We start from the raw sequence: 20,840 nt of genomic DNA on the forward strand, positions 1-20,840 counted from the left end.
GCCGGACGATCGATGCGTTCACCAAAGCGCACAATAAACAGGCCGCTCCCTTTGAATGGAAAAAGAAATTCGTCAAACCGGGAAAGCTGTCGGATAATTACGCTGATTTATGAATCTAAGTACTAGTATCTAATAATGAGATGCATTTTCTTAGTAGGTGATGCTGGTTATAACAGGTCGTAAAGTTCAGAAAATCCTTGCTGTGGAAGGAGGGTAAGGCTAACAGAGTCGAAAAGCAGTTTGCTGATAGTAGCATAAAAAGGACAATATCTTGGATTTTCTGATGAATTTTTTGGTAGAAGTTCTTCAGTCCGACTCCCGGCGGATTTTCTTCACTGAAAAAATGAACATTCTCTGATCGAGACTAGTGAGGCTTATATCCAGGTCGGCAATACAATTTCCTCCAACTCGTATTTCCAGCTCATTTGAATAGAAATTTTGTGTAAAGATTCAGTCCCCACGTCGATCTCATCGCTGAAGCTAACCCACAAAGTCACCTCGCGACGACAACTATCATTTTGAGTACTTCTTATCTCGAACCAAGGTTAAAATAAGCCAGCTGTAGGGCACGGTGCACCGTGCCCTTACAATAAGGCTTGATATTCAATTAAATGCCAAACCTCAATCGTTCGGTTAAAGGCATCTCAATCTATCGATTCATGAAAAGTCAATAGTACGACTGATAAAGAATCAACCGATCGATTGGTGCTGTGTCAACCGTACGATTGATGGTAAGTCAACCGATCGATTCATGTTGGATCAACCGTACGAAACTGATGGAGAGTTAATCGCACGGTTGGTACTGAGTTAACCGATCGATTGAAGGAGAATCAACCAATCGATTGAATTGGTATCAACCGATCGATGCACAGTTTGGCCTAAACTGGGTATTCGTCATTGAGGCGGTAACAGAATGGAAGGTAAATAGCGGTGTTCTTTGTATTTTCTTATTGCCGATAACCGTTTTTAGGCAAAGGGAATACCTCCAACTACGAAAAAGGGCTACCGTAATTTTTTTTAGGAAGCTCTAAATAAAAGTCCTTTCTGGAGGGCGGTGACAGGCTGCCGCAATACAGTGACCAGCTGCTGCTGGTAGAGGATTTACAGAAGACTCTAACTTCTTATCATCTCATCCAGAATATCCTTTAGGGAATAGGCGGGGGTAGCTCCATCCTTCTGGGCCACAAACGCACCGGTGGCGTTGGCAAAGGAGAGCACTTCACTGCTTTCGTTGCGATTTTTGATGCCGTATAGCAGCGCCGCCAGGAAGGCATCTCCGGCCCCCACAGCGTCCTTTGCTTTTACGGGGAATCCCTTGTGCTCATACCATTCGCCTTCCCGGTAGATGCCGGCCCCGTTGGCACCACGCGTCACACAAACCAGCCAGCAACCGAATTTTTGGGCCATCTGTTCCACCGCTTTTGAGGTATCACCGGACAGATCATACCAATCCTTCAGTTGATTGAGCTCATCCTCATTCATTTTTACGATGTCTGAGACGGCCAGTGAGTTATAGATGATGTCTTTGTCTACGTAGGGGACGCGGAGATTCATATCCAGAATTTTTTTAGCGTCCAATTCCCACAACTTCTGTATCGTTTTTCGGCTAGCTGCATTTCGCTGCGCAAGAGAACCAAAAACTATTCCCCAGCAGTCTTCAACCTTCTTCTGCAGGGGCTGGGTCAGCTCTATATAGTCCCATGCTACCGGTTCCACGATTTCATAACTTGGATCCCCGCTTTTGTTCAGTTCCACACAGACGAAACCCGTTTCGTGATCATCATCTGTCTGGATCCGATCGGTCACAATTCCTTTCCCGTTGATGCGCCGTATCGCCTCTAATCCAAGCCGGTCATTACCAACCCTGCTGGCGATAGTGGCATTAATACCAAATTGATTCAAATGGTAACATACATTTAGCGGTGCTCCTCCCAGGTATAGTCCGGAGGGCAGGGCATCCCACAAAATTTCGCCAATACACAGTATTCCTTGAGGATTACTCATATCCTAAATTCCAAACTTAAATAATTCCGATTCTTACTCAGTTTTCAATAGTCCAAGCCGGGGCAGGAGCTCTATTCCCATTCGCCCTCAAACTCAGCTTCTTCTGGAAGCAGTTCTTTTTCCAGTTCCTCAAGCGTTTTGCCTTTTGTCTCAGGCATCAGTTTCCACACAAACAGCAGCTGCAGGACCATCATCCCGGAAAAGAATGCAAATATGGTTCCACCCGAAAATGTACTCAGTACGGTCGGTGTAACAAGGGTGATGATGGCCGCAAACACCCAGTGCGTGCCCGAGCCGAGCGACATTCCATAATCGCGGACGGAGTTGGGAAATATTTCTGAAATAAATGCCCAGATGACCGCTCCCTGTCCAATGGCGTGTGAGGCGATAAATGCATTGACAAATAGTACTACAATAGCTCCTTCGGCCCCGGTAAAGAAAGCCCATGAAACCCCAGCGAGCGACAGAATATATCCAATTGAGCCAATGTACATCAGTTTTTTTCGTCCCATTTTGTCAATAAGATACATGCCGAAAAGGGTAAAAATAAGATTCACAATCCCGATCGGGACCGAGGCTCCAAGGACTTCAGAGGCCGCCAGGCCAGCCTGTGCAAAAATTCGCGGGGCATAATACAGTACAAAGTTGATGCCAGAGAGTTGGTTAAAGAAAGCTATGAGGAAAGCCAGTAGAATGGGGAAGCTGTATTTCTTTGACAAAAAGGCTTTGCGGGTCGCCCGTTTTGAAGATTTTTTTATCTCACTGAGGAGTTCTTCAATATTAGCTTTGGGATTGAGTTGCTTGAGGATTTGACGGGCCCCTTCATCGTCATCTCTGCGCAACGCCAGCCAGCGGGGGCTTTCGGGGACGCCCAGCACAAACAGCGAGTAGATGGCGGCCGGAATGGCCTCAACTCCCAGCATCCAGCGCCAGGCGTTGACTTCCACCAATTCCCCAATCAAGTAATTGGAGATATAGGCGATCAGGATTCCGAAAACGATGTTGAACTGGTATGACGCCACCAGCCTTCCACGATTACCGGCCGGGGTGATCTCGGAGATGTAGATCGGGGCAGCCACCGATGAGGCACCGACGCCGAGCCCACCAATGAAACGCGAAAATGAAAAAATGTATGGATCGGGAGCCAGTGCTGATCCGAGGGCAGAGAGGAGGTAAAAAATTCCAATCCAGAACAGGGTTCTGCGCCGGCCCAGCTTGTCGCAGGGAATACCTCCAAAGAGCGCCCCGATGACCGTGCCCCAAAGTGCCATCGACATGATGAACGTGCCGTGGAACAGGTCGCTCATTTCCCATAACCGTTGAATGGGCTGGTCAGCGCCCGAAATTACTATAGTGTCAAAGCCAAACAGAAAACCAGCCAGTGAGGCGGCGATAACAGATACCAAGAGTGATCGTTGGTTGCTCATTCCCTAAAATCCCTTTCAATTTTGTGATTAGTTCCAGCTTGAATTGAGCTGCCAAATATCTAAGCTTTGCAGCTCAGCGGATCCCCCGGTAGTAAACAGTGAGATCCCGTCGCTCCCATCCGATGGAAAGATGCGATCGGTGATGACCACCCGTCCGTCGTTGCCGAACACCTCCACCGAAGAGCGATCTATAAATATATGCAGCTTTACCTCACCTTCAACCTGTTTTAACGGTGCCTTGTGAACACCGGCAAAGTTCTCATTAAAATCGGTTTGGCCCGAGTTCGTACGGTCGACAAACAGGTACCCATTAACTGCATCATAAGCTACTACGGTCTCTTCGCTGGTTCCCTGGGCCACTTTAAATCCCACGGTATCGGCTTCATCCACACTAAAACTGGCGATAACCTCCAGTTGATTTCCATTGCTGCTCACTTCTGCCAACAGATCGGACGCACCGCTAATCTCTTGCTGCTCAAATTGATGGTGTTCGCCGCGCAGCTGCTGGAGCTCCTGAACCGGTTGGTGCACCAGGTGGATGCCATCGTCGAAGGTCTGAAGGCTCAGCGAGCGTGGGATGGTCATGGCACTGCGCCATGGACTGGTGGGAATCTGTTCGGCATACTGCCAGTTATTCATCCAGGAGATCCAGATGCGTCGGCCATTATTCTCCGGGATGTTGTCGTACGACTGCACGGCATAAAAATCCTTGCCGTAATCCACCCAACGCGTTTCGCCTTCCGTGTCGGGATCTTGTGCAAAGGTTTTGCCATCAAATTCTCCCACAAAATACTGCGAGCCGGATCCACCAAACGGCCCGCCGGGATTCAGGTCGACTTGAAGCACCCATTTGGATTGGTCGCTGTCGCCATCCACCGCCAGTTCAAAGAGATCGGGGCATTCCCAGATGCCGCCGGTTGCTCCAGAGGGACCAAACTCGCTTAGTAAGTTCCACTCTTTGAGATTTTCCGAACCGTAAAAGCGGACTTTATACTCGGTGGGAAGGGCCACTACCATCACCCATTGCTGAGAGCCTTCGTGCCATATCACCTTGGGGTCACGGAAGTTGGCCATCTCCTCATCCAGCACCGGGTTGCCTTCATACTTCGTCCAGCTGCGGCCGTTGTCGGTGCTGTAGGCGATGCGTTGGTCCTGCAGTTCCTGGTCGGTGTGGTGCCCGGTGTAGATGGCCACCATCGGCGGGTTGTCGGCCGATCCAAAGCCGCTGGTATTGTTGTGATCCACCACGGCACTGCCGGAAAAAATCATGACATTATTCTCCTCTTCCAACGCTACGGGCAGGTGCTCCCAGTGCACGAGGTCGTCACTTACGGCATGGCCCCAGCTCATGTGTCCCCAGGTGTCGCCAAACGGGTTGTACTGGTAAAACAGGTGGTATTCCCCATCATGGTAGACCAGCCCGTTGGGATCGTTCATCCAGTTTTTGGCGGGAGAAAAGTGGAATTGCGGACGGTATTGTTCATTATAAGTAGTGGCTTCTTGGCTGGCGGTCTCTACCCCTTCCTGTCTGTTTTCACTAGATTGACAAGCCGTTATCAAGATCCCGAATATTAACAGCAGCGATAGTGGATTGGTTATTTTTTTGATATTCATTTCTTTTAAGAATTAGTTGTTAGATTTTTTTATTTTTCCATTAGTAAACAGGCTGAACATCTCGCCGATAGTCATTTGCCGTCCCAGATAGAGGAAAGTTCGTGTACCTCGAAGTTCTTAACTAGCAGTGTCGGATTTCCACGGCCCCGGGCAAAAATATTCACAAATTGTTCGGTATCTACTGAATTGTATTCTTCCACATAATACAATTCCCCATCGTTTACAAAAACCTCGATCCCCATTCGGTCGACAATCAGTTCAAGCTTCAGGTTTTCTTCAATGGGGTAGAACGTATCATTGAGTTTGCTTCTGAGGATATCATAGGTCAGTTCATAACCGTTTACATTGATTCCAAACTGCGTAGCGTCACCTTTGTCAAATTCGGCGATGATATGCTGTTGATCACCGCGTATAGGGGATGAAATTGTAGTATCACTGATGGTTTCGTTTTCAAGCTGGAAACTTCTGTTATGCAGCTTCTCGATTTCATCAATCGGCTGGGGATACAGCAGATATCCATCAGCGTTTTTCTTGAGATTTAGTTCGGCGGGGAAGGTCATGCTCTGGTTAAAAGGCATATAGGGCGTTTCGGTCCGGAACCAGCCAATCTGAATTCTACGCCCGTCTTCTTCAGGTACATTGCTATAGGTTTGGGAGGCATAAAAATCACCGCCGTAGTCAAACTTGCGCAATCCCTGTTCAACGCTAAACTTCTTGCCATCGAACGCTCCAACCACGTATTTGCCATCGGCATCGTACATTACCCATTTACTTGTGCCGTTTTCACCGTGTACCGGGAGTTCAAACAGCTCCGGGCATTCAAAAAAATCGGTCACACCAGACTGGTATGTCCAGTCCGTCAGGTTGGGAGAGGTATAGATAGAGTGCTGGTAAAGGCGGACTTCATCCCCGGAGTCTAGTTTTCTAGTATGGGATTCATCATACACAATCATCACCCAGTGACCGCCGGGCTCATACCAAAAGACTTTGGGGTCGCGCCCCCGGTGCTCCACCACGGGATTGCCTTCATACTCCTCGAAGGTTCGCCCGTTGTCATAGCTCAACGCCAGGTGCTCTCCCGAGCCGGTCCGGGTGTAGGTTGCAATGAGCGGATCGACCCCATCACGCCTGAAACCGAAGGTGTTTTCAGGATCCACAACCGCGCCACCGGAAAACGCCATGTGGTCATGGTCCGGGGAATACAGCGCATCCGGAAGCTCCTGCCAGTGCACCAGGTCGGTGCTTACGGCGTGTCCCCAGTGCATATTTCCCCACGCCCATCCGTAGGGATTATGCTGGTAGAATAGGTGCCATTCGCCGTTGTACCAGATCAAGCCGTTTGGGTCGTTATTCCACCCGCGGCGCGAAGAAAAGTGTACCTGTTGTCGATACCGTTCGTTGTAGATCTCTTTTTCACCCGGGAAAGTAGAATCTGCAAATACCTCGTCTAAGCCCGGTTTTCCCGCGGGGTTGTCCACTTCAATGATAAGCGTTTCCCCGCGATGTTTTTCTATGGGGAAAAAAGCCCACCAGTCGGGATCTCCGTTTGCCAAGCTGATGGAAAACTCATCAAGCACATTCCCCTCATGAATGATTCGCATCATCTGTTGTTCTCCATCGAAGTCGCTACTCCAACCAGATACGGGAAAATTCAGGTAACGATCCTGATTATCAACCTGGATTTCCCTGGCATTTTGTGCTACTACAGGAACTGATATAAATATGAGTAGGATAAAAGCTATTGTTGGTTTCATAGGTCCATTAATTAAGAGTACTGAACATTTCCCAATTTAGGGAAGGTGCCGCAGCTTAGGGAAGAAGGGAATGGTTCCTGCGACACCTTGGGATTATATTCTTTGAGAATTTCATTGGCTTACCTTTGAATATTTAGTTTCCCTTCCAAACTTGTTTCTCATGCCAATCATCAAGTGATATCTCCCACGTATTATTCATCTGCCAGGCGTCAAGTGATATCAGTTCGGCCTCGTTACCCTGTGACCGTAATGAAACGCCGGTGCTTTTTTCCAGTCCTGGGTAAACACGGGCAGCTACGCTCTGTTTTTCATTGACGAATACTTCGACTACACTCTTATCAATAAAAATTCTTAGGTTGACATTTTCGTCCTCCCCGAGCTGGAAAGGCGCTGTTTCAGGGGCACGGCTCTCTGCTTCGGCCAGCGTAGAAGAATAGGAGGTTTCCAGCGTGATAACGCTTTCCCTGACCGGGGCTTTATTACTTGGTGGCGACTCTCCCCGTTCCCGCCAATAATCGCGGCCGCTGCTGTATCCGCGGAACGGATGAATGGCAATGCGGGTGTACTCTTCCTTTTGAGGAGAACGCAAGACATTCAATTCGATCATGTTGGCATTTTGTGGGTCAATTTCAGCGTTTATTTCCATGACATTGCCCTCAATACCTTCAAGCACAATTTCTTGATTTGCAGGAAGAGATCTCGACTCGATTCTGCTGTGATCATAACGCAGCGACTCGATATCTCCTGCGGGTTTCATTCGGATTTCACCATCATCAGTAAGTGAGAGTCGCCGTGGAAGGGTCATAATCTGATTCCATCCCTCGGTAGGATATCCCGGATTCATATTGAAAATCACTATTACATCGTCTCCCAGTTGAGTCGCGGAGGGGGCATGCACGCCGGATGGGGTTGAGGGACCAAAATTAAAATGTCCATGATCACTTGCGATAAACTTATCTCGTTCTTTGTCGTATTCGCCAAGCAGATATTGTCCTCCGCTCATATGGCTGTAGAATGGCATGATGTATCGATCACCAATAGGCCAGAAATAGGGACAGGCATAGTCATCCCCGATCATGGTGAAGTGATCGTCTTCCACAAAAGAGTGCATGTACTGCCAGTGTTCCAGGTCTTTTGAACGAAATAGATATCCTTTTGGAATAGGTTTCCCGGCAGGCCCCTCCTTCGCTCTGCCTCCGGAAATGGAATAGTAGACACCATCCTTTTTCCAGATGTTGGGATCATATACAGCATAAGGCAGGGGAAATCCGGTCGAATCATCGAGGGAGATCACCGCTTCGTCGGTAACCTTTTCCCAGTTCAGCAGCAGTGGATCTTCCGAGACGGCTACCATATTCCCGGCTCGGGGCCCATGATACATCACGATTACACGATCCTCTTCCACCAGTGCTGATCCTGAATAAGAGGCTCGTTCCGGTCCCGGGTAAATAGCCAGTGGCAGATCGCGCCAATGGACCAGATCTTTACTTATGGCATGTCCCCAGTGCTGCCGGGGGTCTTCCGGGGGATAAGCTTGGTAGAACAGGTGCCAGTTTCCATTCCAGAAAGCCAGCCCGTTGGGATCGTTTAAATTTCCTTCGGGATTGACAAAGTGGTAGAAAGGTCTGTAGGGATCATTGGACAGCTTTTTCCGCGATTTTGAAAAACGTTGAATCATCGGATTATTTTTCAGCGCTTCCTCCTGTGCTTCCAATGTTATGGGGAAATCATAGGTGGGAAGTGCTGAAGTATAATCCGTTTTTTCTTCCAAATCTTGAGCAAATGTATCATCCAGGGGAAAGAACAGAGCTAATATCAGGTAAACAAAAATAGATTCCTTTTTTAAAAACATCCTGTTACTCCATGATTTGTTGTTTCGACTGCTGAAAGAATAGAAACCTCTTATACTCTTGTAATCCGGGTTTCCCCGCTAAACATGGCTGTTTAAGATTCGCCGGGAGCCCTGTTGCAAGCTCCCGGCGAAAGACAATTAGAATAGACTAGTAACCCGGATTCTGTTCATACAGACCTTCACTTAAAACGATTTCTTGCTGTGGAATCGGCAGGTACTCGTTCTTATTTGCCACGAATTGGGCTTCCCTGAGATATGTTTTTCTCTGTTGCTCCACTGCGAAGTAATCGTTGAGCACCTCTTCAGCAATACCCCACCTAACCAGATCAAAAAAGCGCCAGCTTTCCATGGCAAACTCCAGTCGGCGTTCCCAGCGTAGGGCTTCTCGTGCGTTTTCTTGTGTCCAGTTTATATTGTCACCATCTTGGTATGGTTCAATATTGTAATCGGCTGGAGCAGAGCCATCAGAATATCTGACCATGTCTGTACTATTGGCGGCCCTGTTTCTGATCATGTTGATGAGCGGCAATGCCTCATCTTCACGACCTAGTTCGATGAGTGCTTCCGCTTTCATTAACAACACATCGTCATACCGGATAACGTCCACATTTTTTGCACTGCCCCAGAATGGTCCCCACGACTGCGTGCCCTGCTGGTCGGGGTGTTGCACTTCTTTCATGGTAGAATGGTGGCCGTAGAGCTCAGGTTGTCGTGCCCATCCTTCTTGATAGAGCCAATCTGAATCATATTTGAACGGATGGCCGGGAATGGCAACGGTGTGGCTGAGACGTGGATCAAACGTTTGCTGAAGATAGGCGTCCGGATCCGTGTCACTTACCATCTCATCATTGAAGGTGTCAAACAACGGCAGGCCGGTATTTTCATCGGTCTTAAACGCATTCACCAAATTGTGGCTTGGAATATGGAACCAGCAGCAGCCATATTCCGAGGCCATATTATAATTTAGTCCATGCTCGTAATTCATCCTCCCGCCTTGTGCAGCGCCATCGTCAAAGGAATGTTGAACGGCGAATACTGATTCGGGTCCGTTATCGTATTCGGTGATGAAATTTTTGCCGAAATCATCAAACAACTGATGTTTGCCGGAATCAATAACATAATCGGCTTCAGCGATAACCTGGTTCAATCTTTCCGTATTGATATTGACCACATTGTGATTTTCATCCTGTTCATAGGCCTGGTACAGGCGGGTTCGGGCCAGGTAAGCAGCGGCCGCAACGGCACTGGCTCGGCCGACATCTTCCTGTTCATCGGGCAGGTTATCTTTCGCAAACTGGAATTCAGCTGCAATTTTATCGAGTAATTGATCTCGTGTGAATTCCACGTTAGAGATTTCCTGTACTGCCTCTGTGGAAACCGTTTCATCAATCCAGGGCACCTGTTTGAACAGTATGACCAGGCGGAAGTAGAAATGGGCTCTCAGGAAGCGCATTTCAGCTATACGTTCCTGAAGGGGATACGACTGATCTTGCACCTCCAGCTCATTGATTTTTCGCAGTGCCAGGTTCGCCCGCTCTATTCCTGCAAACAGAGACTGCCAGGCGCGGTGTTGATATCCCTGGTCTTCCCGAATAAAGACAAATCGTTCATACCAGTCCATCTCGGCCTGGTCACTTAACGCTCCACCGCCTTTGTAGGCATCATCTGAACGGACACTTCCGTAAAGCCAGTTCGACTCATAGGAATACAGCCAGTCCGAGTTGCCAAGTGATGCATACGCAGCAGTAGTTAGTCTTTCGATGCCATCCGCACCACTGATATTTTCTTCGTTTACTACTCCCTTGGGTTTGTAATCCAGGAACCCTTCACAGCCCGAGAGCATAACGATACAAACAGCAACAACAATTACTTTTACAAACGATCTAAACTTGATTGGTAACATAACCTCTACCTCATTAAACTTTTAAGAATCTCAAATTCGTTGATTATATAGCCACGTTGAAGCCGAACGTGAATGTCCGGGGCAGTGGATAAAAAGCACCGGGATTTTCAGGATCTCCACCGGTTGAAAAATCACTCGAGGAGATGGTAAACAGCTCTCCACCTGTTACGTGCACCCGTGCGCTACTCAAACCCAGCCTGTCTTGTAAATCTACAGGCAACGTATACTCCAGCCTGAGGTTTCGGAGTTTTAGATACGACATATCCTCAATCATAAAAGTGGACGCCCGGGACTCATTGTTGGCATCGTCGAGGGAGAGAGCCGGAATATCAGAGTTGGTGTTTTGGGGAGTCCAGGCATCAAGCGCCATGGTGAGTAGATTTTCCCCAGAGTGTGTACCGGCACCGTAGAACAACCTGGATTTCACTGGATTAAACCGATCTATGCCATACACTCCCTGGAGATAGAACGAGAGTGTGAATTGCTTGTAACTGAAATTACCCTGAAGCCCGTATTCCAGGTCTGGCGATTCATTTCCAAGCCAATCCTGGTCGAGGGTGTTAATCACCCCGTCACCATTCAAGTCTTTAAAGCGTAGCCGTCCAACACCTTTACCAGGTTGATCGGCGTGGTTGTCCACCTCTTGCTGGCTTTGGAAAATACCGTCGGCCACATAACCAAAATTGGAGGTAATGGAACGGCCGATGATGGTTTTTTCCACATTGCCCGGAAAGTCACGGACTACAGATTCGGGAACAAACGTCACTTTATCGCTGGATGAAGAAAGGGAGGCATTAAGTCCATAGCCGATATCTCCCGAACTATTATTGTAGCCTAATCCAACTTCCCAGCCGCGGTTTTCCATCGTAGCGCCGTTTTCCCACCTGTCGGAGCCTTCCCCGAGTACAGCCAATCGAGGTGGCAGGACCAAAATATCGCGGGTTTCCCGGAAGAAATAATCAAACGAGCCGGTCAGCCTCTGGTCGAAAAAGCCGAGGTCAACGCCCACATTCAGTTCGTCTGTTTCTTCCCAGTTTAGGTTGGGATTGGCTCTTTGAACTTGTTTAACGCCGGATGGAAGTTCCCCGGTTTGCTGCCCTCCAAGGGCGTAAGCTGTACCGGTAGGTCGGCCAAATGCGCCACAGCACAGAAACTCGGCGGTGCCGTAGGCAGGGGTAAAGAAGGCAAAGGGAGCGTTGTTATCGATACGCTGATTCCCCATTTTTCCAGCTCCGGCTCTTATTTTGAGATCGGATATAAAGTCAAGACTCTCACTATTTCTGAAGAACTCTTCATTGGTAATTCTCCAGCCAATGGAAAAGGCGGGGAAAAATCCAAATCGCTTGTCTTCTCCAAAACGGGAGGAGCCGTCATACCGAAATGTTGCCGTAGCGAGGTATCGGTTGGCATAGTCATAATTTACCTTGGAGAAGTAAGAAAACAGCCTGAAGCCGGTGGCAGTGCCAGAGACCGTCATAGGGCCGGTTCCCGCATCAAATTGCCAGAAATCATCGGTTTCCAGCAAAAAATCCTGGCGTTCGGCCATTAAGAAATCAGTGCTACTGCGAGTTGCTTCTACGCCGGCCAGTATTTCGGTGCTGTGTTCTCCAAGATCGAATGAGTAGTTCAGCGTGTTATACCACGTCCAGTTGGAGGTTGTACGGTTATCTTGCACCAATCTATTTGGGTCACGAGAAAGAAATCCAATGTTAAACTCCTCAAGGGTTACGGTCTGGACTTCCTCGTCATAATCGACAGCAAAATTGGAACTGAATTCCAGGTTCTCCGTTATGCTCAAATCCACGTAAAAATTCCCGTAGACTGATCGTACCTCATTTTTGTCATCCCTTTGAAACGTTGAGGTAGCCAGTGGATTCAACCGGTCGGACAAGCCTCCACCAATTGGACCAGCGAAGCTGCCATCTTCAGCATATACGGGTATGATGGGATGGAGCAGAGTAGCTGTGCTTAATGGATTTCCACCGAATACGTAATCTGAAAAAGGCGTTTGTTCACTTCTGGCCAGCTGCATGTTTTCTCCGATCGTCAATTTGCCATCCAGCAGGTCCATTGAGGAGTTCAAGCGGAAGGTATACCGCTCAAAATCATTATACTTAACGACCCCTTCCTGGTAATTATGACCAACAGCGGCCAGTAAACTATAATTATCTCCTCCGCTCGACAATGAGAGGTTATTTTCGGTACTTATCCCGTTTCGGGTAATCACATCAAACCAGTCGGTATCGGCAGCTCGAATACCGCCCTGGACATTTTGGTCTAGCCATTCCACCGTTTGGATGCTGTTAAGCACCGGTTGGCCATCCTGCATTGCCCAGTCATAGTCGTAATGAACTTGATCGTTTGGATTCGCACCGTCGTTTACCGATGCACGCCAAGCCGCTCTCCCTCTTTGTTCGGTATTCATCACATCTACCGTGGGATACTGGCTTTCAAAGGTGGTTCTGGAGTTAACTTCCAGTCTCAACTCCCCAGGTTGCCCTTTTTTTGTGGTGACAATGATCACCCCATTTGAAGCTCTTGACCCATAAATCGAGGCTGCAGACGCGTCTTTCAGCACCTGTATAGACTCAATTTCATTGGGTGATAACAGGTCAAACCGTCTTCTTTCAACGGGTTGATCATCAATGATATAGAGTGGTTCGTTATCTCCGAGCGTACTTCTTCCCCGAATAAGAACCTGCTGGGTACCGCCCCCCGGCGTCCCGTCCCTGGTAATCTGCAAGCCGGCCACGCGTCCCTGTAAGCCCTGCAGTGGGTTATGGGTAGACACCTCCGCTACATCTTCCGGGTCGACGCTCGACACAGAACCGGTCAATTCTCCGCGGGTCTGCGTTCCATAGCCCACCACCAACAGCTCTTCACCGATTACTGTCTGAGAAGCAAGTGCAACGTCAATTGTTGTTCTCCCCTGGATTGGGACTTCTTGAGATTGATATCCTATAAAGGAAAAAACAAGAGTATCACTCAATGAGGATACATTTAAGCTGTAATTTCCCTCTCCGTCCGTTGAAGTACCACTCGTGGTTCCTTTTACCAGAATATTCACACCCGGCAGTGTGCTTCCATCGGTTTGATCCGTTACGGTGCCACTGACGGTTTGCGTATTCTGTGCGAATGCCTGTGTGCTGGCCATAAATCCAGCCAGGCACAGGTATATTGCAATTTTGAAGATATTCATAACTTTCCCCTTAGTAGTTGGCATTGTATATGTGAAATGGAAATGCGTGATTTGTTGAAATCGTAAAAACCCTGTCGTTTCCCGTTCCTTTCTTTTTTTTGTTACTGTTCCCTGTTTATCCCTGGCAAGTAATGTGAAATCTATTACTTAGTATGTAATCGATTACATATTAAGTAAAAAAATAAAAGGTTGTTCGACTTATTTGTTTCCCCAGGTTGATTATTTAATGAAATCGATTACATATAGAAAGGCAAGTGTGTTTACATTTTTTTACAATTTCTTATTGGTGTTGGGACCGCTTAGAAGATAGGTTTCCTTGAATTATTGCTCCTGCCGGTCCTTTTGAGGGGATCCACAGGATTCTCGAATGACCAGGTTTGAACGCAGCTCAATATTTGATACGGTACGGTTGGGATTCTTAAGCCTCTTCAGCAGAAGTTCTGCAGCAGTACTGCCCAGCTCATACCCGGGCTGGCGTACAGCAGTTAGTGGTGGATTGAGCGCGGAGGCCCAGGACATATCGTCAAAACCGACGATGGCCAGATCTTCAGGCACATTTACATCGCGACGGTACATCTCCTCAAAACAACCCAGTGTCATGAGGTTATTTGTAGAAAATACGGCTGTTGGCGGGTTATCGAGTGCCAGTAATTTGCGTATACCCTCCGCTCCGCCGCTTTCTTTGGAGTTACCATAGGTCACAAGCTGGTCGTCAATTTCAATACCGCTTTCTTCCAGCGCTTTTGCATATCCACGGAAGCGTTCATCCGTTGTGTAAATGCCTTTTATTCCACCGATAATGCCAATGCGCCGGTGTCCCAGTTTAATAAGGTGCTTTACAGCATTGTAAGCCCCGGTGACGTTATCAACAGTCACCGTATCAACTTGTAGAGCGTCTATATATCGATCAACAAAGATAATTGGAATATTTTGGTCTATAAGCTGCTGAATATAATCATGATTACCACTTGTGGGAGCCATGATTAATCCCGCTACCTGTTCATCCATCAGCGTATCCAGGTAAAAACTCTCTTTGTCGGTATTTTCATCGGAATTACAGACCATAACGCCATTTTCATTCCGGTAGGCCACATCTTCGACACCCCGTGCAATTTCAGAGAAAAACGGGTTCTGCAGGTCAGTGACGATTAGCCCGATCACCATTGATTCCGTGTTCTTGACTCGCAGGCGTCGCGCTACCCTGCTAGGCCGATAATTTAACTTTTTGGCGGCCTCAATAACCCGGTTGGTGGTCTCTGTGTTAACCTTGGCCGATCCACTAAATACCCTGGAAACAGTTGCTGTTGAGACATTGGCTTCCTCGGCGACATCCTCAACGGTATAGTTTTTATTCTCTTTCATGAGTTGCTGAAAGCTTCTTTCATCGAGTTACGTATTTCAATTAGCCATACTGTAGGTATAGTTTACTATACGAATTTTTGTCTTTTATATCGAAACAGAACTTTAAAAAGTGTTCTATTTAACCTAGAAATTGGTTTGTCCGTAGCGGAAAAACAGGGAGAGCCGGTATAATTTTAACGGCGCTATGTCCTATTTGACGCGCTAATCCAATCATGCCAGGCGATGAGAGGGAAGAGGTTTAGGGTGGCAGGTATATGCCTGGGAGTAGCCGAATTAATTATCCCGAGACAACATCCATCTGGTTATGCTCTCCTTTAACCCAGAGCCGGATGTTTTGGATGACACGTTCCGCCATTCTGCGTGAGCACTCCCCGGTACTGCTGCCTATGTGTGGCGTAAGGACCACATTCTCGAGGTCGCGCAGATCTTTTTGGGGATCCAGTGGTTTATACGGTTCATGCTGGTACACATCCAGGCCGGCCGCTGAAATATGATTCTTTTTCAGGGCGTCATAGAGTGCATTTTCATCAACCAGGGCTCCTCGCCCGGTGTTGATGAGCACGCTGCCTCGCTTTAGCTGCTGGAGACGGGGTTTGTCCATGTAGTGATGCGTTTCTTCATTGGCAGGCAGGTGCAGTGAGATGATATCTGCCCGGGGAGCAATTTCGGAGAATTCAGTTGAAGCCTTTTGCACGCCATATTTTTCTTTTAATTCTTCCGGGTTTTCAATGGTCTTTTTCAGAGCCAATACGGTTACATCAAATCCAAAAGAAAGTATTTGACTCACTTTTTTTCCTATGGCTCCAAGTCCGAGTATAGCGCACGTCTTGCCTCTCAGCTCACGCCCCATTCGTTGGTTCCAGTGCCCCTCTTTCATGTCATGTGTGGAGAGACCTGGCATCCGCAGAACTTCCCCCATGAGGAATACGGTGAATTCTGCTACCGTTGCCTCGAGTACACCCGGGGTGTTGGTGACATAGAGCCCGTTTTCCGCCGCCTTTTTAAAATCGATGTTGTCGCACCCCACACCGTAACGAGCAATCAGTCGCCCTTTTTGCAAGGCATCGTACAGGGGGCCGGTATAGGGGTCCACATTCAGAACTACGGCAATGGGATCTTTTTCACGAACAATCTCTACAAGAGCCATCTCCTCCGTTGGAGCAGGCACAATTTCAAAGTCGCTGATTTCCTCAAACACTGTTTTAACCCGTTCATAAACGGTTTTTACTACTAAAACAATCGGTTTTTTGCTTTTCATACTCATTAAGTAGCCGGAGCTTTTTCAGTTATCGTTTCAATTTCTGTCTTATCTGTGGGACGTTGAATCCAGTAGTTTGCCAGCATCGATCCGGAGATATTCATCCATGTGCCAAAAACGTTCGGCGGAAGTGCTGCAACATGGCTTTCCAAAACGTCAATGGCAAGTCCTGATGCCATGCCACCGTTTTGCATGCCCACTTCAAAGGCGATGGTACGGCATTCAATCTCGGTGATACGCGGGGCCGGCGTGGGAAATAACCCGAGCCGATAGCCAACCTTCCCAAGAAATCGCCCAAATGCACGTGATCCCCAGTATCCCAGCAGGTAACCAACGGTATTGTGAATTACGGCTGCGATGAGGAGTGTCACACCTACAGCGATGAGAACCTCTCGAGTTTGGGCAATGATAATGGCGATGACCATGCAGATGGCCGTTTTGGCAACAAGTGGAAGCACAGTGTCCATCCAGGTGTTGGGACGGTTGAGCCACACGCTCATCACCAGCTTGGTAAAGGTGACCACAGCGATCAGTGAACCGCCCATGGTGATGCCGCTGGAGAGTGGACCCAAGACATCTGGTCCCAAAATAAAAGAACCAATTGCCAGCGCGATGCAGCCCGTTGTTAAGAGGATGAGCTTGGCGGCATTCCCTGACCAGGAGTGGTCACCATACAATATTTCATGGGCCGCCAATCCCGCTACCACCGGAACAATAATCATGTTAAGGATAGAAAACATCATCTGAACGGCATCAATCGGGACGAAGGCGCCTGCGAGGTTACTCATCAGCAACGGGGTGGCGAGTGGTGCCATCAGTGTGGAGACAAAGGTCATGGTTACCGAAAGGGCCACATCGGCGCGCGCCAGATATACCATCAGGTTTGAGGCGACCCCGCCTGAGCAGGAGCCGATCAGTACAATTCCCGCCGCGAGCTCCCCACTGAATCCAAAAGAGTGGGCAATGAAATAGCCGGAGAGCGGCATTATGCCAAACTGCAGAATCATCCCGATGAATACCGGCCACGGCGCTTTGGCCACACGCGCAAAATCAGACAGGCTGAGCGTTGTCCCCATCCCAAACATGATGATTTGCGTAAGCGGGATAATAAGAAGTTCCAGCCTGAATTCTCCCCAGGATATAAATACACTCGGATAAAACATGGCCAGGCCTGCACAGAGAAAAACCCAGGCAGTGAAAGTGTAGCCTTTAAGCTTTTTGTACCCTAAAGCTACAAGTGGAAGCGAGGCAAGCAAAACTACGCCCCCGGGTTTGTATGAGAGGTGTCCCATCCATGCCAAGACCAGGAGGAGAAAGCCTGCTATTGCTGTGATTATAGCTATTCTTCGTACAAAATGGGTTTTGCTGTCCCCGTTTGTCGATAGATCACTCATTGTCCATCCCTTATTTTTTAGACCAGATAAAGTCCATCCGTTGTAAGTGAGTCCCTATCCCGCAATGCTAATTTTCCAATTACGAAATAATCATGGAAAAAGTACAGGAGAGTTGCTGAATGAAAAATTTTATTTGAGTGATGGGCCAAGGGAGGGAAGTGTCCCTACCGGTAGCGTGGACCCAGTTTCCACGCTACGAGATAAGGATTAGTTAAATTTGGTTTAGATGCTAATTTGGAAATTCAGCAGAACCTGGGAGTATTCAATGGAGCGTTGGGTGGGAATGACATAGTTCAGCTGGATTTCAGAAACCTGTGTGGGAAAAATATTCAGTCCTGCCAGGATGGTTTCCGAATTTGGGGTCAGGAGCAGGTCATCGTTTTTAAAATAGTCCCACCGCGCCAACAGTTGTGTTTTTGGGGTAATAAAGTAACCTGCAGTGGCGTGATATCCGAACGGATTGTGCTGCTCGTAGTCGATATTGGAATCGAGCCAGGAATAAATGAACTCACCACCCAGGAACAGGTCGCCCTGCGTAATGCGGACATCGGTACCCAGCAGGGTTTGATCCCCGTTGTGATTTCCAATAAAACCGGTTTGCTCCTTGGTTTCGCGCGAAACATTGACTCCGAATGTGATCTGGTCCTCGCTCTGCTGCTGGTCGGTATGGAACTGGGCTTCGAGTCGTCCGACATATAGCAGGTTATTGTCACTGTTTTGATTTGCGCCAAATCCATTGCCGTTGAACGCCCCCAGCCGATAGCGAAGAATACCGTCGGTGGTTTGACCGGAAATTTGAGCACCGATCTCTCGGTTTGGTGCCAGCCGGTTTACAACCGTGGATCGATTTACGAAATCGATGGCAGCAGCGCCGGTCAGGAATTCATAACTGAAGGGCGATTTAAACAAGCCCGTTTTAATCTGGAATCCCGGCGAAAACTTGTAGTAGACATTGGCATCCAGGATAGGGGATGAGCGCGTAAAATTAGTTTGCAGCTGGTATCCGAATCCCTGGTCAAATTCGCCATACACCTGCAGGCGGGCATTCCCTATCGAAAACCCGTTTTCGCCTGATGTTCTTTCAGGCTGGAAATTGCCAACGGTCTGAAGCAGGGCGCCGACTGAAAAGTAATCATTTTTTAATTGTTCTCGGAACTCGTTGAAGTCAGGTTCATCGCCAAACGTTTGAGCATGCAGGATGGTAGCAGAAATGAGGAATAATGTCAGTGAGAGCGTCACCGCCTTAAATAGTGTTCGGTAGCTATTAATCATAGATCTCTTATTGTTTTAATTTTGATTTAGAGTTAACAAATAAATTTTGATAGTACTTCGTTCAGCAATTTACGCCATCCGAAATATTGTAGCATGAGCTATAGGGAAGGCCGCGAGGATTGGTTTATACATTGTTATGAAATAGATGTTCCTTTAGTTGTGCAGGAGAATCATATTCCGAGTTTCGTATTAAGAACGGCAGGAAAACGTAAACAAAAAATCTTCAGCGAAACGTATTGCATTTAAAGGGGCGATGCCGAAAAACTGGAGTGATTTATTGGTTTCAAAAGAGCAGAGATGACACCGCTATCGAACGCTGCCATCTCTCAATCAGTGAAAATTTATATTGAAGCTACAGAGCCTCCGTCGACACGGTAATCGGAGCCGTTGATAAAGGAGGCTTTGTCAGAAGCCAGGAATGCCACAATAGGCCCAACTTCTTCGATTTTCCCGGGCCGGCCTAACTCAATATTAGGGCGTTTATTGCTGAGAAACTGTTTTACCGCCTCTTCTTTGGTGATTCCCTGTTCCTCAGCAGCCTGCTGCATCATCTCATCCACCAATGGTGTTTCAATAAAGGCGGGACTCACTGTATTCACCAGGATCCCCTGTTCAGCATACTGCTTGGAGAGTCCTTTCGAAAAGTTATCGAGCGCGCCTTTGGAGGCACTGTAATGAATCATGTCGGGGTAGGGCTGAGTTCCATTTTCTGAGGAGATATTGATAATGCGCCCCCAATTCTGTTTCAGCATCACCGGCAGCACTTTCTTCGTGATGGAAACCACTGCGAACAGATTGAGTTCGAAAAGGTCGCGCCACTCCTGCACAGAAACCTCCTCGATCGTTCCGGGTTCTCCGACCGTACCGGCATTGTTCACCAAAATATCGATGGTGCCGAACTTGTCAACGGTACGGTTCACCACATTTTGAATATCGGTTTCTTTTGTAAGATCTGCTTCTACCACCAGCACCTGCACGCCGAGCTTTTCCAGTTCTTCAGCGGTTTCTTCCAGCTCGTCTATATGGCGTGCACAGATTGAGAGATTGCATCCCTCCCCAGCCAGGGACCGGGCAATGCCTTTACCGATTCCTTTACTACCGCCAGTTACAATAGCTGTTTTCCCGTCTAGGTTTAAATTCATGGATGCATTTTTTTAGTTGTGTGGAGATTGAAACGGAAAAACATACAGAGATGAAAAACCGTTTCGTTGGCACGTAGCTGTTATGTTGGCTGCGATCACACGTAAGAGAAAACTTGTTATTCAGATTGAGTCTAAGAAGTAGGATCCTTAAAATCTAATAATCGTATTAGATTATTGGTTTTTAGAATTGTTTAAATAGAAAAAAATTGAAATTAATATCTCAGGGCGCGCAATATGCCATTTCTGCAGTTATCGCTTTATCCAAGCAGCCGAAAGGTACCACCGTCTCTGCAGCAGCACTCGCAGAGCCGTTGAACTGTCCACCAGCGTATTTATCCCAGTTACTCTCAAAGTTAAAACCATCCGGCATATTGAAGTCGCAGCGTGGGCTGAATGGCGGGGTTTACCTGGCACGCGATCCAGCGGAAATCGCCCTGATAGAAGTTATTGAGGCGATTGACGGGATGGATTTTTTCGAAAACTGTTTTTTGGGAATTGAGGGGTGCGGTCGCATTGAGCCCTGTCCATTCCATGATTTTTGGTCCAACGAGCGAAAAAAAATTCAAGACTGGCTGACAAAGACAACCTTCCATGAGTGCGAGCAAAGGATGTCACAGGCCTGGTTTGATCTTAGATTGCAGTATAGTAGCTAGATAAAG

13 protein-coding genes are annotated in these 20,840 nt (G+C 47.8%); 1 reads left to right on the forward strand and 12 read right to left on the reverse strand.

What is annotated here, in order from left to right; all coding sequences use genetic code 11:
- Window positions 1-1,113: 1,113 nt before the first annotated feature.
- The 12 genes from NC796_RS19955 to NC796_RS20010 form a co-directional block, all read right to left on the reverse strand.
- A complete protein-coding gene (locus NC796_RS19955) occupies window positions 1,114-2,004 on the reverse strand; it encodes a carbohydrate kinase (RefSeq protein WP_310687098.1) in 891 nt (296 codons plus the stop codon).
- A gap of 71 nt (window positions 2,005-2,075) precedes the next feature.
- Window positions 2,076-3,431, reverse strand: a complete 1,356-nt coding sequence (locus NC796_RS19960; protein ID WP_310687100.1) for a sugar porter family MFS transporter — start codon at window positions 3,429-3,431, stop codon at window positions 2,076-2,078.
- 27 nt (window positions 3,432-3,458) lie between these two features.
- Entirely contained in the window at window positions 3,459-5,045 is a 1,587-nt protein-coding gene (locus NC796_RS19965) for a glycoside hydrolase family 32 protein (RefSeq protein ID WP_310687101.1), read from the reverse strand.
- A gap of 71 nt (window positions 5,046-5,116) precedes the next feature.
- Window positions 5,117-6,799, reverse strand: coding sequence for a glycoside hydrolase family 32 protein (locus NC796_RS19970; RefSeq protein ID WP_310687103.1), 1,683 nt, complete (start codon window positions 6,797-6,799; stop codon window positions 5,117-5,119).
- Window positions 6,800-6,932: 133 nt separating this feature from the next.
- On the reverse strand, window positions 6,933-8,651 hold the full coding sequence (locus tag NC796_RS19975) for a glycoside hydrolase family 32 protein (protein ID WP_310687105.1): 1,719 nt from the start codon (window positions 8,649-8,651) through the stop codon (window positions 6,933-6,935).
- A gap of 148 nt (window positions 8,652-8,799) precedes the next feature.
- The gene (locus tag NC796_RS19980; protein WP_310687120.1) at window positions 8,800-10,554 is read right to left on the reverse strand and encodes a RagB/SusD family nutrient uptake outer membrane protein; all 1,755 of its coding nucleotides are present in this window, start codon (window positions 10,552-10,554) and stop codon (window positions 8,800-8,802) included.
- A 43-nt stretch (window positions 10,555-10,597) separates the two neighbouring features.
- Window positions 10,598-13,753, reverse strand: coding sequence for a TonB-dependent receptor (locus NC796_RS19985; protein ID WP_310687126.1), 3,156 nt, complete (start codon window positions 13,751-13,753; stop codon window positions 10,598-10,600).
- A 321-nt stretch (window positions 13,754-14,074) separates the two neighbouring features.
- The gene (locus tag NC796_RS19990) at window positions 14,075-15,115 is read right to left on the reverse strand and encodes a LacI family DNA-binding transcriptional regulator (RefSeq protein ID WP_310687128.1); all 1,041 of its coding nucleotides are present in this window, start codon (window positions 15,113-15,115) and stop codon (window positions 14,075-14,077) included.
- A gap of 277 nt (window positions 15,116-15,392) precedes the next feature.
- Window positions 15,393-16,373: an NAD(P)-dependent oxidoreductase gene (locus NC796_RS19995; protein WP_310687130.1), complete on the reverse strand. Its 981-nt coding sequence runs from the start codon at window positions 16,371-16,373 to the stop codon at window positions 15,393-15,395.
- Between the two features lie 5 nt (window positions 16,374-16,378).
- The gene (locus NC796_RS20000) at window positions 16,379-17,767 is read right to left on the reverse strand and encodes a bile acid:sodium symporter family protein (protein WP_310687131.1); all 1,389 of its coding nucleotides are present in this window, start codon (window positions 17,765-17,767) and stop codon (window positions 16,379-16,381) included.
- A gap of 222 nt (window positions 17,768-17,989) precedes the next feature.
- Window positions 17,990-19,039 carry a porin gene (locus NC796_RS20005; RefSeq protein ID WP_310687133.1) on the reverse strand — a complete coding sequence of 350 codons (1,050 nt, stop codon included), beginning with the start codon at window positions 19,037-19,039 and terminating at the stop codon, window positions 17,990-17,992.
- Between the two features lie 341 nt (window positions 19,040-19,380).
- A complete protein-coding gene (locus NC796_RS20010) occupies window positions 19,381-20,181 on the reverse strand; it encodes a glucose 1-dehydrogenase (RefSeq protein WP_310687135.1) in 801 nt (266 codons plus the stop codon).
- A gap of 206 nt (window positions 20,182-20,387) precedes the next feature.
- Between NC796_RS20010 and NC796_RS20015 the strand changes: the two genes are divergently transcribed.
- Entirely contained in the window at window positions 20,388-20,834 is a 447-nt protein-coding gene (locus tag NC796_RS20015; protein ID WP_310687136.1) for an Rrf2 family transcriptional regulator, read from the forward strand.
- Window positions 20,835-20,840 lie beyond the last annotated feature (6 nt).

Source organism: Aliifodinibius sp. S!AR15-10 (genome assembly GCF_031569985.1).
In the GTDB taxonomy this organism is placed as follows: Bacteria; Bacteroidota; Rhodothermia; order Balneolales; family Balneolaceae; genus JAMQKA01.

Excerpts from the sequence above, each read along its gene's own strand:
- NC796_RS19990 (WP_310687128.1), bottom strand. The coding sequence starts at position 15,115 with ATGAAAGAGAATAAAAACTATACCGTTGAGGATGTCGCCGAGGAAGCC.
- NC796_RS20005 (WP_310687133.1), bottom strand. The coding sequence starts at position 19,039 with ATGATTAATAGCTACCGAACACTATTTAAGGCGGTGACGCTCTCACTG.
- NC796_RS19985 (WP_310687126.1), bottom strand. The coding sequence starts at position 13,753 with ATGAATATCTTCAAAATTGCAATATACCTGTGCCTGGCTGGATTTATG.
- NC796_RS19980 (WP_310687120.1), bottom strand. The coding sequence starts at position 10,554 with ATGTTACCAATCAAGTTTAGATCGTTTGTAAAAGTAATTGTTGTTGCT.
- NC796_RS19970 (WP_310687103.1), bottom strand. The coding sequence starts at position 6,799 with ATGAAACCAACAATAGCTTTTATCCTACTCATATTTATATCAGTTCCT.
- NC796_RS19995 (WP_310687130.1), bottom strand. The coding sequence starts at position 16,373 with ATGAAAAGCAAAAAACCGATTGTTTTAGTAGTAAAAACCGTTTATGAA.
- NC796_RS20010 (WP_310687135.1), bottom strand. The coding sequence starts at position 20,181 with ATGAATTTAAACCTAGACGGGAAAACAGCTATTGTAACTGGCGGTAGT.
- NC796_RS20000 (WP_310687131.1), bottom strand. The coding sequence starts at position 17,767 with ATGAGTGATCTATCGACAAACGGGGACAGCAAAACCCATTTTGTACGA.
- NC796_RS19955 (WP_310687098.1), bottom strand. The coding sequence starts at position 2,004 with ATGAGTAATCCTCAAGGAATACTGTGTATTGGCGAAATTTTGTGGGAT.
- NC796_RS19960 (WP_310687100.1), bottom strand. The coding sequence starts at position 3,431 with ATGAGCAACCAACGATCACTCTTGGTATCTGTTATCGCCGCCTCACTG.
- NC796_RS19965 (WP_310687101.1), bottom strand. The coding sequence starts at position 5,045 with ATGAATATCAAAAAAATAACCAATCCACTATCGCTGCTGTTAATATTC.
- NC796_RS19975 (WP_310687105.1), bottom strand. The coding sequence starts at position 8,651 with ATGTTTTTAAAAAAGGAATCTATTTTTGTTTACCTGATATTAGCTCTG.